Genomic DNA, 16,599 nt, shown 5'->3' on the forward strand with positions numbered 1-16,599 from the left:
GGTGAACAACCATGGCCTTACGACTTCCGTCAATGAAAAGTAAAATAGGCAATTTGATTATTAAAGACCATGTCATTCGATATATTGAAGTGAAACAAGCAAGTCCGGTTGTTATTTCGAAACAGCATGAGCGTCATTTACCTCATGGCTTAATTCAGCAGGGGAAAATTGTGGATGAAGAGTCATTGCTGTTTATTTTAGATGAATGCGTGAGAGATTGGAAAATTAAAAAGATGAAAGTGCGCTTTATTGTGCCGGATAACCAGGTGGTTATCCGGCAGCAGCAGCTTCCAGAGCACGTGAAGGAAGAGGAGATTCGAACGTATTTGTTTATGGAACTTGGCGCTACGATTCATTTGCCGTTTGAAGAAGCTATTTTTGACTACGTTATTCATCAAAAAACAGAAAAGCAAACGGAAATCACGCTTTTTGCTGCGCGAGAAGATACGGTTGTTAGCTATATGGAACTGATGAAAAAAGCGAAGTTAAAGCCGGTTGTTGCGGACTTGTCTTCGCTTAGTACATACCGACTTTTCTTCCAGGCTGACCTCGTTCGCTCTCAGGCGCACTATATGGTTTTGCAAGTGGATTCGTTTAGCATGAATGCCAGCTTATTTGCGAACCATCGTCCCGTCTTTATGCGCCATATGTCAGTTGGAGAGTACTGTAACGGCTGGACGGTGGAGCAAGAAGGAGACAAAACTTCTCTGCAGTTTTATGGTGACAAACATGAGCAAATACAAGCATTCTATGAAGCTATTCAAGAGCTAGAGCGAATCGTTAGCTTTTATCAATTTTCTATTAATAAAGGTGAACAACTCATCTCCAAAGTTTTTGTGACCGGTGACCATCCCTATATTCATGAGTTAATGGAGCAAATGCAAGAAGCTGTTAGCATTCCATTTGAAGTGATTAACCATGGAATGAGTCGTCAAGAGTTGATAGACGACGTGAAGCCCAGCTTTCATTTGCCGCTTGGCTTGGCACTGAAAGAGGTGAGATGATGCTTGTTGAAATTAATCTCTTGCCCCAAAAAGAACGTGGAAATAAGCTGTTTGTTTGGGGGCTAGTTACCATTGCTGCGCTAGTGCTGTTGGTGGGGAGCTTTATCATTTGGGAGTATTTTAGTTTAGTAGAAAAAGAGCAGTCAGCAACGATAGCGATTCAAGAAGTACAGGTAGACCAAGCTGTCAAAAAAGCGCAGCTTCAAAAAAGCAACGACGGCAAGGAAGTTGAAGAGCTTGTTTCAGCGATTGAATGGGCGCAGAGCTACCCGATGAAAACTGTTCCAATTATCAAAGAGTTTACGGCTGCGCTCCCTGACCGAGGCTTTCTTAAACGATTTGCGTACAGTGCAGAAAACGAGACGGTAGAAATTCAAATTCAATTCGACGAACAGCGCCAGAGCTCCTATTATTTAAGCCGATTAAAAAATGATGTATCGATTGTAAAAGATGCGCAGGTGTTAACGGTGGAAGCTGAAAAAAGTGAAAAAGAGAACGAAGATAAAACGATTCAAAGTGAAGAAAGCATTATTCCGCGCTATGTTGCAACGTATAGTGTTCAGATTGATCGAAAAGCAGTAGGCAACCTTGTTAAGAAAGAAAAAGAAAAGGAGGACCAATGATGATGGGACTATCCAACAAACAGTGGATTATCGGTGCCTCAACTTTTGTTGTTATGGCATCCCTCCTTGTGATTTTATATTTTCAGTTTTTATCACCGTTAAAAACAAATGTTCAGACGCTTGAAGAGGAGCTTGAAGCGGAACAGAGAATTTTAAAATCGTTGAATGAAAGCGGGGCAAATAAGCCGAAAGCCCTTTTAAAAAGCAGCGTGGAGCTACAAAAACAAGTACCCGTACAGCCGTTTACCGAACAGTTTATGCTCGAACTGCAAAAAGCTGAAGTGGTGTCCGATAGCGTCATTGATGAGATGAATTTTGCTGATGGAGAAGGGATTTCTTCACCTGCAGGCGAACAAAGCGCTGAGGATGAAGCGCAGCCTGCTGAAGGGGCTGTCACTCCGGCAGGCTTACAGCAGACCAAAGTCACCGTCACGGTAGAATCGAAGCGATATGATGACCTTTTGACATTTTTACAGACGATGGAGTCTTCAAAGCGCATCACTCAAGTCGAAGCGATTACATTTGATGGACCACAGGATGCAAAGACCATTTCTGATGTAGAAGACCCCGTGCTGCGATATGAGCTAATGCTATCAACATTTTATTACCCTTCGTTAGAGAATTTACGTGATAAAATCCCAGCAATCGACATACCAGAAGCGGGAAACAAAGCTGATCCATTTCAAACGTTAGGTAATCATTAATGAAGTTGATACATAAAGATGAACGAGGACTGACGCTGATTGAAGTTCTAGCGGTTCTTGTAATTTTAGGAATTGTAGCAGCGGTGGCATTTCTCCTTACAAGTAAGGTCATTCAACAATCAAAAGGTCAAGCGTTCGTAGCTAATGCTATTGCTATGAAGGAGTCAGCCACTTTACATAAGCGTTCAAACGAAGTGATCTTAGATGGAAAAGTGGAAGGGAAGCTGATGTATCAAGAATTGATTGAAGAAGGTTATCTTGAGCCGCTCATGGACCCTTATACGAATAAAGAATGGACGACAACAGAAGATGCTGACGGTTCATTTGTAGAGATTCGCTTTGAAGATAATCGCTTAAATTACTATGTTTGCCTAAAGAGTGATACAAAAGTACTTTGCCAAGAGGACGGAGTAGGGATTTTGTCATCGGAGCTTGCGGTCGACAAAATTAAAAATCGTGTAATAAAATAGCGAAACCTTTTATAACAAGACGACAAATGTCTTGTTATTTTTTTTGTCGTCTATGATAGCATGGTAAAAAGTGTATGTGTTAGGTAGCAAAAGGTGGTGAAAAGGTGGACAAGCAAAATCCAAAAGTTACGGTCAAAATTAATGGTAGGGAAAAGAACATAAAAGATACGGATACGCCTAAGGAAAAGGAAGAAGAGGTAGTGTGGGTTCTTCCGGAAAAAGTCGAGGTGTCTGAGCGCAAAGTCGTTTCAATTGAAGAAGTGCGCAACGAAAAGAAAAAACAGCCGAAAAAACTGAAAGAGCAAGTGGGGAAAATATCCATCAAGAAATCATCGTTTTCAGCAGCGAGGAAATTTATTGTGATTGTAGGACTAGCGGTTACCGTTGGCGTCGGGTTTGGAATGTTTGGTTTAAATACGATTACAAATGATAAGCAGCCGTCTCCAGTCAGTCAGAGCCCATCCACAGTTGCGGTTAACTCCGCAGTGACCGATCATTCGGAGCAAACAAAAGCGACTGAAAAAGAACTGAAAGAAGACGCAAAGCCTGGGGCAACGGCCACGGTTGATGCTTTCTCAATCTATATTGTACAAGCAGGTGTTTTCTCTTCAAAAGAAGCGGCAGCAAAAGCAAAAGAAAGTCTAAGCGGAGAAAGCGTTGTGTTTGGTCAAAGCAATGCCTATACCATTGTCGTAGGTGCTAGTACGAGTGAAGCAAAGGCTAAAGAACTGAGCGATGCCTATAAAAAAAGTGGTGAAGACGCCTATGTAAAATCATATGAGATGAAAGGTGCTGCTCAGCTGGCAGAAAGTGACGAAAAAGTGATGTCCACGCTTCAACCATTTATGGCCAATGTGATGGATCAAGTGGGAAAAGTAGTGGAAGGAAACAAAGCGTCAAGCGTGAGTGAAGTTAAGAAAGAACTGGATAAAATCCAAGAGCAAACGGATAATAAAGAGATAGGAAAGCTAATTAAAACGCTAGAACAATCGGTTTCCTCTCTTGAGTCATTTAATCAGTCTAGTAAAAAAAGCGATGGTGATCAAGCAACAAAGTATATGCTAACGTCCCTTGTTCAGTATCAGCAAATTATTAAAAAGTAAATCAGGTGGCGCTTGCTACCTGATTTGTTTATTGTAAAAAATAGTTAATCTTGTTAAAATTGAGATGTGTTCTTTTTTTCAAATATTCGAAGTGTAAAGGTTGAGATTAATGAACAAAGAATTAATATTAGCCTCTGGCTCTCCTCGTCGTAAAGAACTGCTACAGCAGCTTCACATTCCTTTTTCCGTACATGTAAGCAACGTTGATGAAAAAGTTAATCACAACTATTCACCGTCTGAAGTGGTGATGGACTTAGCGTTGCAAAAAGCGTCTGATGTTGCAACACTGTATCCGAATCATATTGTGCTAGGATCCGATACGGTTGTTGTGTACAAAGACAGTATTTTAGGAAAGCCAGCTAGCGAAGCAGAAGCAGTTAAAACTTTAGAGATGCTTTCAGGAAAAAAACATCAAGTGCTCACAGGAGTGGCTCTTGTGGAAGGTGAGCAAGTTCAGACATTTTATGAAAAAACAGATGTTGAATTTTGGCCGTTAACAGTAGATGAAATTACGCAGTACGTTCGAACGGGTGAGCCAATGGACAAGGCGGGCTCGTACGGTATACAAGGCCTAGGAGCTATGTTTGTCAAAAGCATTCAAGGTGATTACTTCTCTGTTGTTGGTCTGCCATTGTCTCGCACAATAAGAGAACTGAGAAAGCGTGGTTTTGTCTACTCCATTTGAGGAGGGAAACCATTTGATGAATGAGTCATTGATAATGAAAGATTTTCCATATGAAGAAAGACCAAGGGAGCGCCTCATGCTAAAAGGTGCTTCCAGTTTATCAAATCACGAGCTTATCTCTATCCTGCTTCGAACAGGAACGAAAGAAGAATCCGTTCTTCAACTTGCCAACCGAATCCTTCGCTATTTTGATGGATTGGAGCTATTGCAAAATGCAACGCTGGATGAAATGGTAAGAATGAAGGGGATTGGACAAGCAAAAGCAGTTCACCTTATTGCTGCGATTGAACTCGGAAAGCGAATGGCTCAGGTGAAACCAGGAGTAAAGTATGCTATTCGAAGCCCAGAAGATGGAGCAAATTACGTAATGGAAGAAATGCGTACATTACTTCAAGAGCATTTTGTCTGTCTTTACTTAAATACGAAAAATCAGGTTCTTCATAAACAAACCATTTTTATTGGTAGCCTCAATTCATCGATTGTACACCCCCGTGAAGTCTTTAAAGAAGCTTTCCGTCGCTCGGCAGCCTCTATTATTTGTGTACACAATCATCCTTCCGGAGACCCTACACCTAGTCGAGAAGATATCGATGTGACTAAACGCTTACAAGAGTGTGGATTAATCATTGGTATTGAACTTTTAGACCATTTAATTATCGGGGATCGAAAATATATTAGCTTAAAAGAAAAAGGATATATGTAATGCTATGCTTTTTAATTTCCTTGAGTTATAATAGTAGTCATGATTTTAAATGACAAGTTCTTTACAATCATCGGTTATTAATAGACAAAGTATGAAAATATATCATACAATATTTGGCGTTGACATCTATAAAAGAAGTATAGAAAATAAAAAATGTTAGTAATGAAATGGTGAAATCGACTGAGAGGGTTTAGCCTTTGCATTTCGGTAAGAGAAAGGAAGAGACACATGTTTGGAATCGGTACTAGAGACCTTGGAATAGATTTAGGTACTGCAAATACACTTGTTTATGTTAAAGGAAAAGGAATCGTTGTACGTGAACCGTCAGTTGTAGCATTACAAACAGATACAAAGCAAATCGTAGCGGTTGGTAATGATGCAAAAAATATGATTGGTCGTACACCTGGAAATGTTGTAGCACTTCGTCCTATGAAAGATGGAGTAATTGCAGATTATGAAACAACAGCAACAATGATGAAATATTACATCAAACAAGCGCAAAAGACAAAAAGTTTGTTTGCTGGCAAGCCTTATGTAATGGTATGCGTACCATCGGGAATTACGGCTGTTGAGAAGCGCGCAGTCATTGACGCAACTCGCCAAGCAGGCGCTCGTGATGCTTATACAATTGAAGAGCCATTCGCAGCAGCAATCGGTGCGAATTTACCTGTTTGGGAACCAACAGGAAGCATGGTTGTTGATATCGGTGGCGGTACCACAGAAGTAGCCATTATCTCACTAGGTGGTATTGTAACATGTCAGTCAATCCGTATTGCCGGAGACGAAATGGATGAAGCAATCATCCAATATATTCGCAAAAATTACAATCTTATGATTGGTGAACGTACGTCAGAAGCGTTAAAAGTGGAAATTGGTTCAGCAGGTATCCCTGAAGGAATCGACAACATGGAAATTCGTGGACGTGACTTATTAACTGGATTACCAAAAACAATTGAGATTTCAGCAGAAGAGATTGCTGATGCGCTGAAAGATACGGTTTCAGCAATTGTTGATTCAGTAAAAGGTACGCTTGAAAAAACACCACCAGAACTAGCGGCAGATATTATGGACCGCGGAATTGTATTAACAGGCGGTGGCGCTTTACTGCGTAATTTAGATCGTGTAATTAGTGAAGAAACAAATATGCCTGTTGTCATTGCAGAAGATCCGTTAGACTGCGTAGCAATTGGAACAGGAAAAGCATTAGATAATATTGATTTATTCAAAAATCGTACAAGCGATTCGTATCGCTAAACAGTAAGAGGTGTAAATCGTGCCACAGTTTTTTTTAAATAAGCGTCTAGTTATTTTGTTAGTTAGTATTATTGTATTAGTGGCATTGATTGGTTTTTCGTTAAATGGTCGTAAAGATGTAACGTGGCCTGAACAGTTTGTGAAAGACACGGTCGGTCTTGTTCAGGCTACATTTCACCAACCCGCACAGTATGTAGCGGGTTTCTTTGAAAATGTAGGTGACCTAAAGCGTACATATGAAGAAAATGAAGTGCTAAAAGCACGTCTTGATGAGCGTATGCAATTAGAAGCGAAAGTAAGTGAGCTAGAAACAGAAAATGATAAGCTGCGTGAACAAATGGATAAAGAAAGCGACCTCAAAGCTTACGATCCAATTGAAGCAACGGTTATCGCTCGAAACCCAGACCGTTGGCATGACGTTATTGCCATTGATAAAGGAAAAGTTCACAATGTTGAAGAAAACATGGCCGTGATTACGCCAGGTGGACTAATTGGGAAGGTGAAACATGCTTCTCAGTTTACTTCAACGGTTCAATTAATTAGCTCATCCGATCGCACCAACCGCGTATCGGCTAAGATTCAAGCGGAAAAACCTGTGTACGGTTTAATTGAAGGATACGACGAAGAAGAACAAGCTCTTTTATTAAGACGAATTCCATTTGATGCTGAAATTAAAGAAAAACAAAAAGTTGTTACCTCTGGCCTTGGAGGCGAAGATGGTGTATTTCCAAGCGGACTTGTTATTGGAGAAATTACGAAGATTGAGCCTGATGAGTACGGTTTAACACAAAAAGCATACATTAAGCCATCAACGGACTTATACGATCTTGATCATGTTATGGTCGCTAAAAGAAGTACAGTGATGTCTGAAGACAGCTTAGAAGCAGAGGAGGAAGAGTGATGAAACGCTTCCTCTTACCTTTCATAATTCTAGTTATTTTTATGTTAGAAAGCATTTTTGTGAACTTTGTTGCGATGCAGCCAGCTTTTCGAGACTGGCTTTTATCGCCGCGCTTTGTTTTAATTGCGCTCGTATTTATGACCATCTATATTAATCGCAAGCAGGCGATGATTTTTGGGATTGTTTTTGGATTTTTATATGATATTGCCTTTACGGACGTACTGGGTATTTATGCACTTGGCTTACCAGCCGTTTGCTATATCGTGTCACAGCTTATAAAGATTTGGCAAAACAATTTGTTAGTGGTGCTTTTAATTTGTTTGATCGCAGTTGCCATTATTGAGTTTTATGTGTATGGCATTAATACAATTATCGGGGTATCGGATATGCTAATGGGGCGTTTCTTAGCCGAACGATTTTATGCAACTCTGATTTTAAATGCAATTTTTACGGTGATTTTTGCGCTACCTCTACAAAAGTGTTTTCAATATTTTTCACTGTTTTATGCAAAGGAACGATAATACTTCAAAAAAAGTCAATTTTCTAGTTCCAAATTCGTAGAAATGTTGTGATTCTGCGAGTGAAAAAAAGGAATTGGTAAGTCTCTGTCGAAATTATATATTCGTTGAGGTGAGCGTCTTGAATAAACAAAAGCAACAAAATATAACTATTAAAGGAACGAAAGATGGACTAACGCTCCATCTCAATGACGCATGTTCGTTCGAGGAGCTATTAGCTGAACTACAGACGAAGCTTTTGACGAATAAACATGGAGATGACGAGCAGCATGTCACCGTATATGTAAAAGTTGGAAATCGTTTTATGACTGAAGACCAGGAAAACGAGTTAAAGGCGCTCATCGAGAAGAATCGACACTTAGTAGTCAAAAAAATCGATAGTAACGTCATTTTAAAACAGGATGCATTACGGGTAAAAGAAGAAGAAGAATTAGTTTCTGTTGCAAAAGTTGTTCGCTCAGGACAAGTACTTCACGTCGAAGGAGACTTATTGTTAATCGGCGACGTCAATCCTGGGGGAACCATTGTAGCAGGGGGAAATCTTTTTATATTAGGTGCTTTAAAAGGAATTGCTCATGCAGGGTATCGTGGTAATAAAACAGCGGTTATTGCAGCTTCAATTATGCAACCGTCTCAGCTTCGAATTGCTGATGTTATCACACGACCTGAAGAAGAGGATAGTGAAAAAGAGCAAAGTGTCATGGAGTGTGCGTATTTAGATGACGCGAATCAAATAGTTATAGACCGCGTTCAAGGTTTAGCGAGTCTACGACCTAACTTGACAAGGTTAGAAAGGAGAATTTGACAGTGGGAGAGGCTATTGTTGTTACGTCTGGTAAAGGTGGAGTTGGAAAAACAACGACATCTGCCAACTTAGGTACTGCGCTAGCGTTAGCTGGAAAGCGCGTTTGTTTAGTAGACACTGATATCGGTCTGCGCAACTTAGATGTTGTGATGGGACTGGAAAATCGAATTATATATGATCTTGTAGACGTGGTAGAAGGGCGCTGCCAACCTCAAAAAGCCTTAATTAAAGACAAACGATTTGAATGTTTGTATCTGCTTCCTGCTGCTCAAACGAGCGATAAGACAGCTGTTCAGCCAGAGCAAATGCGCGAGCTGATTCTTGAATTAAAGCAAGAGTATGACTATGTCATTATTGATTGCCCAGCTGGTATTGAGCAGGGATATAAAAATGCAGTAGCTGGCGCAGATAAAGCGCTTGTTGTGACAACTCCGGAAGTGTCAGCTGTTCGTGATGCTGATCGCATTATTGGGTTGCTCGAGCAAGAAGATATTGAATCGCCAAAGCTTGTCATTAACCGAATTCGAAGCCATATGATGAAAAACGGAGATATGCTTGATGTGGATGAAATTGCTCAGCTGCTTGCAGTTGACCTCATCGGAATTGTAGCCGATGATGAAAATGTCATTAAAGCATCTAATAGCGGTGAGCCCATCGTTATGGACCCATCTAGTAAGGCTTCCATTGCTTATCGTAATATTGCGCGACGAATTCTTGGTGAAACCGTTCCTTTACAATCGCTTGATGATGAAAATAAAGGGATGTTCGCACGCATCAAACGATTCTTTGGTGTACGTGCATAAAAACAAAGCGTTTGTTTGAAAAGCTTCCACAATGGAAGCTTTTTTTGTTTCACTATTCATCATTTTTATCCTGTCATAACGATGCCGGACAAGTCATACATTAAATTATATAAGTTTAAGGACAAGGAGAATGATGAATCATGAATCGACGTGCTGATGAAATTCGAAAGCGAATTGCTGAGCGTAAAAAAAGGCAGCTTTCTACTGCTAAGAAAATCCCGCATGAACCGCTTCATACGTCATTGATGAGTGAAGAAGAAAAGTATGGACTTCCTGATTATTCACCTATTGAATATACACCTACTAAAAGTAGCGGTGAGCGCTATCCCTTTTTTCGAAAAGAGCGCTTCTTTTTTAAAGTCTTAGCGTCAGCTTGCTTAGTACTTATCGTCGCTATTTTATTTAAAAGTCCTTCCCCAACGTTTGAAAAAGCAAGGGTGTACATCTCTACAGCGATGGATCAAGAATTTCAGTTTGCTGCTGTTTCATCTTGGTACGAAGATCAATTTGGCAAACCGCTCACGCTTTTACCACAAAAGGCTGAACCTAAAAGCGATGAACAAAGCGTCAGCGGAGATTATGTTATGCCTGCATCTGGAAAAGTAATGGAGACCTTTGAAGAAGATAAGCAGGGTGTAACAATTCAAACGGGAGCAGATTCTGTTGTCGAAGCGATGAGCGAAGGAATTGTTCGCTATGTTGGAAAACGAGATGGAATTGGAAACACAGTAATTATCCAACATGCTGATGGCTCTGAAACATGGTATGGGCAACTAAAGACGGTTGATGTAAACGTTTATGACTTTGTTAATAAAGGAAAACAACTTGGCGTAGTAGCGAGTTCAGATGACGGAGAAACAGGCCTCTTTTATTTTGCAATTAAAAAAGGTGAAAAGTTTGTGGACCCTAGTCAGGTGATTCAATTTGAATAGCTACTTATCACTGCTGATGAAAATTCATATTCACCCTCTGTTGTGGGGGGTTTTTATTATTGGGATTTTTACAGCGGCGATTAAGCCGCTGATGATTTTGTTTGTGATTATCCTTATTCATGAGTTGGGTCACGCGCTTGCTGCTCACCATTTTTCATGGCGAATCAAGCGAATTATGCTGCTGCCGTTTGGTGGAGTAGCGGAAGTGGATGAACATGGAAACCGTCCATTTCGTGAAGAGCTAATCGTTACGATTAGCGGACCTATTCAGCATATTTGGCTCATTGGCGGTGCTTATTTATTTGCTGAGCTTGGTTGGATTCAAGCGGAAACGTATGAACAATTTCTCTATCAAAATGCGCTTATCTTCTTTTTTAATTTGTTACCTATTTGGCCTCTAGATGGAGGAAAGATTTTGTTTTTATGGTGCAGTAGATATGCGCCGTTTTTAACAGCACATGAACGAATGCTAAAACTATCAAGTGGATTTTTAATAGCGTTATGCCTCTATACGGCCGTTTTTTATGCAATGCACCTTCATTTATGGATGGTGCTAGCCTTTTTGATTCTTTGTCATTATCAAGAATGGCGAAACCGTCATTTTGTCTACATGCGCTTTTTACTAGAACGATATCATGGGAAAGAAAATGCAATTTCTACTTTACAGCCAGTAACTGCTTCTGCAAATGAGCAGATTTATGATGTATTAAAAAAGTTTAAAAGAGGCTGTAAGCATATGGTTGTGTTTCAAGCAAACGGTGAAGCGTTGAGAATTGATGAAAACGAGCTGCTTCATGCTTATTTTGTGGAGAAAAGAGTGGACAGCTCGCTTGATGAACTTGTATCTATCTATTAAAATCAAGTAACATATAAAGAAGGTAAGGTTCGGCTGAACGCGTAGCCGGACTTTTTTTATTGAACATTAAAGAAGTGGAGATTTAAACGTGAGAAAATGTATTATTAATGCTGCAACAAAATCGAAGCGCATTGCCGTTATAAATGATGGAGAGCTAGAAGAGATTTATTTAGAAGAGCAGAATAAGCACCAAATTGTTGGTGATATTTATATAGGTCGAGTTGTGAGGGTTGTACCAGGTATGCAGGCCGCTTTTGTTGATATTGGTCTATCACAAAATGGATTTATTCATCAGCAAGAGCTCGTTTCATATCGAAATGATTCGGACACTCAAAGAGACAGTAAGCCAATGTCAGCTTTTATTCGAGAAGGAGAAGCTATTGTTGTTCAGGTGATTAAAGAAGGAATTGGAACAAAGGGACCGCGCTTAACCGGTGTGATTGAATTTGCAACGGAAGAACTTGTTTATTTACCAGACGGAAACTATGTGGCAACTTCGAAAAAGATGGAGGAGAAAGAGCGAGTTAAGTGGAAGCAGCTTGGTCAACAGCTGGTTGAAGAGAAAGAAGGCCTTGTCTTTCGGACAGCTGTTCAATCGCTGACAGAGGAACAGGTAATAAAGAGAGTCAAAGAGCTGCGAGTTCAGTATCAACATGAAATCGTAGCGAACAAGAATCAAAAGGCACCGAAGCTCTTAAAAAAAGGCCAAGAGTTTTTGAATGCATTTGTACAAAATGCGAGTAAAAAATCAATACAAGAATTCGTAGTGGATGATTTTACTGAATACCAACAGCTTCTTAAGGCGTATCCAACATTACCTTTTTACTATTATAAAGGCACTGAAAGCGTATTTGAGCACTATGAGATTGAAAGCCAATTGGAAAAACTTTTGAAACGCATTGTTTGGCTGAAGAGCGGTGGCTATATTGTCATTGATGAAACAGAAGCAATGACGGTAGTGGACGTAAATACAGGAAAGTTTAGCGGGAAAAGCTCATTGAGAGAAAACATTTTACGCGTTAATAAAGAAGCTGCTTTTGAGATGGCTAAGCAGCTAAAGCTTCGCCACATTGGCGGGATGGTATTGATTGATTTCATTAACATGAGCAGCCGACAAGATCGTGATGAAGTGCTAAAGTATGTTCAAGACATTGTAAAAGAGGATGAAGTTCGTACTACCGTAGTTGGGTTTACTGAACTCGGTATTTTGCAGCTAACGCGCAAAAAGGTACGTGATAGCATCGGTTCTACCTTAACGACGGCTTGTCAGGTTTGCAATGGAACAGGACGAGTAATGGATGCAGAAGCCATTGCGTTTCAAATTGAGCGTAAGCTATGGGAATATCGATTTTCAACAGAAGAAGCCATTTGGGTTGAAACGCGCGAAGATGTAGAAAAATACTTAAAGAACGATGGTTTCTTTCATGCGATAGAAGAAATGATTGGACTGAAGCTTTACTGTACGCCAACGCTTTCAGCTTCTCATATGTACCATGTTAAATACGTTGGGAAAGAATCTGTCATTCGGGACAGATTAAGAAAGTAATCTTTTTATGAATAAAGTTGCAAATGTAATTGACACTTACCTTCATACTGTAGTAAGATTTAATATGTTGGTTTGTAGCACCCGTGCTACAACCGCTCAGAACAGGTTTTAAGTCTAGTATAGGCACCTGTGATGGCGAGTCTTAGTTTTTAGAGGAGGTGCAGAGAATGTACGCAATTATCGAAACTGGTGGTAAACAAATTAAAGTAGAAGCTGGTCAAGCAATCTACATCGAAAAACTTGCTGGTGAACAAGGCGAAACAGTTACTTTTGATAAAGTATTATTTGTAGGTGGCGACAACGTTAAAGTTGGTGCTCCATTTGTTGAAGGTGCAACAGTTACGGCTAAAGTTGAAAAACAAGGTCGTGCTAAGAAAATCACTGTATTCAAATACAAAGCAAAGAAAAACTATCGTCGTAAGCAAGGTCACCGTCAACCTTACACAAAAGTTGTTATCGACGCTATCAACGCGTAAGATTAGCATCTGATGATTAAGGTGACAATTTCTCGTAACGCAAACAAGCAAATCGACGGGTTCACGATGAGTGGACATGCTGAATTTTCCGAGCATGGAAAAGATCTTGTTTGTGCGGGAGCATCGGCAGTTTCATTTGGCACTTTAAACGCTATTCATTCAATAACCGGCGTAACGCCAGTTATCAAGCAGGGTGGAGATGGTGGATATCTTCGCTGTGAGATTCCAGGAAATGTTGATTTATCAGCATTGGAGCAAATTCATCTTTTGCTAGAAGGAATGGTCGTGTCTTTGAAAACAATCGAATTAGACTACAGTAAATATATAAAAATTAACGACAATTAAACAGGAGGTGGATGTCATGTTAGTAAGATTAGACCTTCAATTCTTCGCTTCTAAAAAAGGAGTAGGTAGTACTAAAAACGGTCGTGATTCAATCTCGAAACGTCTTGGTGCTAAACGTGCTGATGGCCAATTCGTAACTGGTGGTTCAATTTTATACCGTCAACGCGGTACTAAAATTTACCCAGGTGCAAACGTAGGTCGTGGTGGAGATGATACTCTATACGCTCAAATCGACGGTATCGTTAAATTCGAACGTTTCGGTCGTGACCGTAAAAAAGTATCTGTATATCCAGTAGCTCAAGAAGCATAAGCTGTGAAAAGAAAACTCTAACCTCAATGGAGGTTAGAGTTTTCTTTTTGTAGAATAATTCACCTATTCTCCACTGGAATTTGTTATAATCGAACATATTAAATAACAATGATGCGAGATGTTTTTTATCGCTTAGAAGTTACTTATGCTCGAGTCAAAAGTTAGTTAGGAGTGCGAAAATGAAAAAAGAGTGGGATGTTGTCGAAGTATTAAAATATGCTAGGCATGATTGGCTAAATAAGATACAGCTAATCAAAGGCAATTTAGCACTGAATCGGGTAGATCGAGCAAACGACATCATCAATACAATCGTGAACGAGTCACAGCACGAATCAAAATTAACAAGCATGAATATGCATTTGTTCACAGGTTTTGTTATGACTTACCACTGGTATAACCACGCGGTTCGGTTAGAACTTGAAGTGCTCGGAAACGCTCAGGATTTATCAAAGTATGATAATGAAGTATACAAATGGTGCCGTTATTTAACGGGTTTGCTAGAATCTCATATTGATTATCATGCTGATAATTATTTGAGTATTTCATTATGCACCGAAGAGCAGGAACCTCGTTTCTTTTTTGATTTTAGTGGAATACTAACGGATATGCAAAATTTACAAGAACAGCTCGGTAGTTATGAATATGGTCAAATGCTTACATGCGTTGAACAAGAAATTCTTCCAACTGAGTTTAATATTCAAATTAAGTTAAATACATGAGTAGATCTCTTTTGTACAAGCGTACAGAAGAATGAACTAGAACGGAGTGAAAGTACATGTTTGTAGATCAGGTCAAGGTATATGTGAAAGGTGGCGACGGAGGAAATGGTATGGTTGCCTTCCGTCGTGAAAAGTATGTGCCAAAAGGAGGTCCAGCTGGTGGTGACGGTGGTCACGGAGCAGACGTTATCTTTGAAGTAGAAGAAGGGTTACGTACGCTGATGGATTTTCGCTATAAGCGACACTTTAAAGCAGATCGTGGTGAGCACGGCATGTCAAAAGGCCAGCACGGGCGCAATGCAGAAGCAATGGTTGTTAAAGTTCCACCAGGAACAGTTGTGGTTGATGCAGAGACAAAAGAAACAATTGCAGATTTAGTAGAACACGGTCAGCGTGCGGTTATTGCAAAAGGTGGACGCGGAGGTCGAGGAAATACGCGTTTTGCAACGCCAGCTAACCCGGCTCCAGAGCTTTCTGAAAACGGAGAGCCAGGACAAGAGCGCGATGTTATCCTTGAGCTAAAAGTACTGGCGGATGTTGGATTAGTTGGATTCCCAAGCGTAGGAAAATCAACTTTACTATCGGTTACGTCTGCTGCGAAGCCAAAGATTGCCGAGTATCATTTTACAACGCTTGCACCAAATCTAGGAGTCGTTGAAACGGGAGACAACCGTAGTTTTGTTATGGCGGATTTACCAGGTTTAATTGAAGGTGCACACGAAGGCGTTGGTTTAGGACATCAGTTTTTACGCCACATTGAACGTACGCGAGTTATTGTTCACGTAGTAGACATGTCTGGATTAGAAGGTCGCGATCCTTACGAAGACTATCTAACAATCAATGAAGAGCTACGCCAATATAATTTACGCTTAACAGAGCGTCCACAAGTGGTAGTAGCAAATAAAATGGATATTCCAGAAGCGGCGGAAAACTTAGCTCGTTTTAAAGAAAAAATTGGAGATGAAGTAAAAGTATTCCCTATCTCTGCTGCAACGCGTGACGGAATACGCGAATTGTTGTTTACGGTAGCTGATCTTGTAGACACAACGCCTGAATTCCCAATGCATGAAGAGGAAGATTTATCGACTCACCGCGTACTTTACAAGCACGAGAAGAAGGAAGTTGAATTCCAAATTACACGCGATAGCGACGGTTCATTTGTATTAGATGGCGAAAAAGTCGAAAAGCTGTTCAAGATGACAGATTTCTCAAGAGACGAATCTGTTCGTCGCTTTGCTCGTCAGCTTCGTGGTATGGGCATAGACGAAGCGCTTCGTGAAAGAGGCGCAAAAGATGGAGATATTGTAAAGCTATTTGAATATGAGTTCGAATTTATCGACTAATCATTCATGTCACGGGGGAGGGGCTTGACTTGGATAAGGCGGATAAGCAGTTTTATTTAGTACGAGAAGATGTATTGCCAGAAGCAATGAAGAAAACGCTGGATGCAAAGCTGCTAATTGAACGTGGAAAATCAGCTTCCGTAGCCGATGCAGTTCAAGAGGTTGACTTAAGCCGCAGTGCTTTTTATAAATATAGAGATACTGTGTTTCCATTTCAAACGGTTGTTACACAGCGAATTATTTCGCTCTTTTTTCACCTGGAAGATCGCTCAGGTACGCTATCTCATTTACTAAGTGTCGTAGCCTCTTCGGGTTGTAACGTGTTAACGATTCACCAAACCATTCCGCTGCAAGGTAGAGCAAACGTTACGCTCTCACTAGATATTGCAAGTATGAAGGTTGAGTTGAACGATTTGTTACGAGAGTTAAAAAGACTTGCATTTGTGGACAAGGTTGAAGTCCTTGGTTCAGGTGCTTAACTAGAAAGCAGACATAGACA

General features: G+C 40.3%; 21 protein-coding genes and 1 other annotated feature. All 21 genes read left to right on the forward strand.

Annotated features, from left to right (window positions below; all coding sequences use genetic code 11):
• The first annotated feature begins 11 nt into the window (after positions 1 to 11).
• A complete protein-coding gene (gene pilM / locus AS180_RS07370; RefSeq protein ID WP_025908541.1) occupies positions 12 to 1,004 on the forward strand; it encodes a type IV pilus biogenesis protein PilM in 993 nt (330 codons plus the stop codon).
• Positions 1,001 to 1,627 carry a hypothetical protein gene (locus tag AS180_RS07375; protein WP_156482216.1) on the forward strand — a complete coding sequence of 209 codons (627 nt, stop codon included), beginning with the start codon at positions 1,001 to 1,003 and terminating at the stop codon, positions 1,625 to 1,627. The genes pilM and AS180_RS07375 overlap by 4 nt, the downstream gene beginning before the upstream one ends.
• Positions 1,624 to 2,331, forward strand: coding sequence for a hypothetical protein (locus AS180_RS07380; protein WP_138116584.1), 708 nt, complete (start codon positions 1,624 to 1,626; stop codon positions 2,329 to 2,331). The genes AS180_RS07375 and AS180_RS07380 overlap by 4 nt, the downstream gene beginning before the upstream one ends.
• Complete coding sequence (locus AS180_RS07385; RefSeq protein ID WP_025908538.1) at positions 2,331 to 2,801, forward strand: type II secretion system protein; 471 nt, start codon at positions 2,331 to 2,333, stop codon at positions 2,799 to 2,801. Before AS180_RS07380 ends, AS180_RS07385 begins: the two co-directional genes overlap by 1 nt.
• Before the next feature lie 104 nt (positions 2,802 to 2,905).
• Positions 2,906 to 3,904: an SPOR domain-containing protein gene (locus AS180_RS07390; RefSeq protein WP_025908537.1), complete on the forward strand. Its 999-nt coding sequence runs from the start codon at positions 2,906 to 2,908 to the stop codon at positions 3,902 to 3,904.
• A 109-nt stretch (positions 3,905 to 4,013) separates the two neighbouring features.
• Positions 4,014 to 4,589, forward strand: coding sequence for a Maf family protein (locus AS180_RS07395; RefSeq protein WP_025908536.1), 576 nt, complete (start codon positions 4,014 to 4,016; stop codon positions 4,587 to 4,589).
• A gap of 16 nt (positions 4,590 to 4,605) precedes the next feature.
• Entirely contained in the window at positions 4,606 to 5,292 is a 687-nt protein-coding gene (radC, locus tag AS180_RS07400) for a RadC family protein (RefSeq protein WP_025908535.1), read from the forward strand.
• 228 nt (positions 5,293 to 5,520) lie between these two features.
• Positions 5,521 to 6,546, forward strand: coding sequence for a rod shape-determining protein (locus AS180_RS07405; RefSeq protein WP_025908534.1), 1,026 nt, complete (start codon positions 5,521 to 5,523; stop codon positions 6,544 to 6,546).
• Positions 6,547 to 6,565: 19 nt separating this feature from the next.
• Positions 6,566 to 7,447, forward strand: coding sequence for a rod shape-determining protein MreC (mreC, locus tag AS180_RS07410; RefSeq protein WP_061785219.1), 882 nt, complete (start codon positions 6,566 to 6,568; stop codon positions 7,445 to 7,447).
• Positions 7,447 to 7,968 (forward strand): rod shape-determining protein MreD, encoded by a 522-nt coding sequence (gene mreD / locus AS180_RS07415; protein WP_025908532.1) that lies wholly within the window; start codon positions 7,447 to 7,449, stop codon positions 7,966 to 7,968. The genes mreC and mreD overlap by 1 nt, the downstream gene beginning before the upstream one ends.
• 118 nt (positions 7,969 to 8,086) lie before the next feature.
• Complete coding sequence (gene minC, locus AS180_RS07420) at positions 8,087 to 8,770, forward strand: septum site-determining protein MinC (protein ID WP_025908531.1); 684 nt, start codon at positions 8,087 to 8,089, stop codon at positions 8,768 to 8,770.
• A 2-nt stretch (positions 8,771 to 8,772) separates the two neighbouring features.
• A complete protein-coding gene (gene minD / locus AS180_RS07425; protein WP_025908530.1) occupies positions 8,773 to 9,573 on the forward strand; it encodes a septum site-determining protein MinD in 801 nt (266 codons plus the stop codon).
• A gap of 140 nt (positions 9,574 to 9,713) precedes the next feature.
• Positions 9,714 to 10,505 (forward strand): M23 family metallopeptidase, encoded by a 792-nt coding sequence (locus tag AS180_RS07430; RefSeq protein WP_025908529.1) that lies wholly within the window; start codon positions 9,714 to 9,716, stop codon positions 10,503 to 10,505.
• Positions 10,498 to 11,361, forward strand: coding sequence for a M50 family metallopeptidase (locus AS180_RS07435; RefSeq protein ID WP_062686618.1), 864 nt, complete (start codon positions 10,498 to 10,500; stop codon positions 11,359 to 11,361). Before AS180_RS07430 ends, AS180_RS07435 begins: the two co-directional genes overlap by 8 nt.
• Positions 11,362 to 11,449: 88 nt before the next feature.
• Positions 11,450 to 12,907 carry an Rne/Rng family ribonuclease gene (locus AS180_RS07440; protein WP_062686619.1) on the forward strand — a complete coding sequence of 486 codons (1,458 nt, stop codon included), beginning with the start codon at positions 11,450 to 11,452 and terminating at the stop codon, positions 12,905 to 12,907.
• Between the two features lie 80 nt (positions 12,908 to 12,987).
• Positions 12,988 to 13,060: a sequence feature (ribosomal protein L21 leader region), on the forward strand.
• Between the two features lie 14 nt (positions 13,061 to 13,074).
• Complete coding sequence (gene rplU / locus AS180_RS07445) at positions 13,075 to 13,383, forward strand: 50S ribosomal protein L21 (protein WP_025908526.1); 309 nt, start codon at positions 13,075 to 13,077, stop codon at positions 13,381 to 13,383.
• A 12-nt stretch (positions 13,384 to 13,395) separates the two neighbouring features.
• Positions 13,396 to 13,728, forward strand: a complete 333-nt coding sequence (locus tag AS180_RS07450; protein WP_025908525.1) for a ribosomal-processing cysteine protease Prp — start codon at positions 13,396 to 13,398, stop codon at positions 13,726 to 13,728.
• 16 nt (positions 13,729 to 13,744) lie between these two features.
• Positions 13,745 to 14,038: a 50S ribosomal protein L27 gene (rpmA, locus tag AS180_RS07455; RefSeq protein ID WP_025908524.1), complete on the forward strand. Its 294-nt coding sequence runs from the start codon at positions 13,745 to 13,747 to the stop codon at positions 14,036 to 14,038.
• A 179-nt stretch (positions 14,039 to 14,217) separates the two neighbouring features.
• A complete protein-coding gene (locus AS180_RS07460; protein WP_025908523.1) occupies positions 14,218 to 14,757 on the forward strand; it encodes a Spo0B C-terminal domain-containing protein in 540 nt (179 codons plus the stop codon).
• Between the two features lie 56 nt (positions 14,758 to 14,813).
• Complete coding sequence (gene obgE / locus AS180_RS07465; protein ID WP_025908522.1) at positions 14,814 to 16,100, forward strand: GTPase ObgE; 1,287 nt, start codon at positions 14,814 to 14,816, stop codon at positions 16,098 to 16,100.
• 29 nt (positions 16,101 to 16,129) lie between these two features.
• A complete protein-coding gene (locus tag AS180_RS07470) occupies positions 16,130 to 16,579 on the forward strand; it encodes an ACT domain-containing protein (protein WP_025908521.1) in 450 nt (149 codons plus the stop codon).
• Positions 16,580 to 16,599: the final 20 nt, after the last annotated feature.

This window comes from Priestia veravalensis, assembly GCF_001457055.1.
GTDB classification, from domain to species: domain Bacteria; phylum Bacillota; class Bacilli; order Bacillales; family Bacillaceae_H; genus Priestia; species Priestia flexa.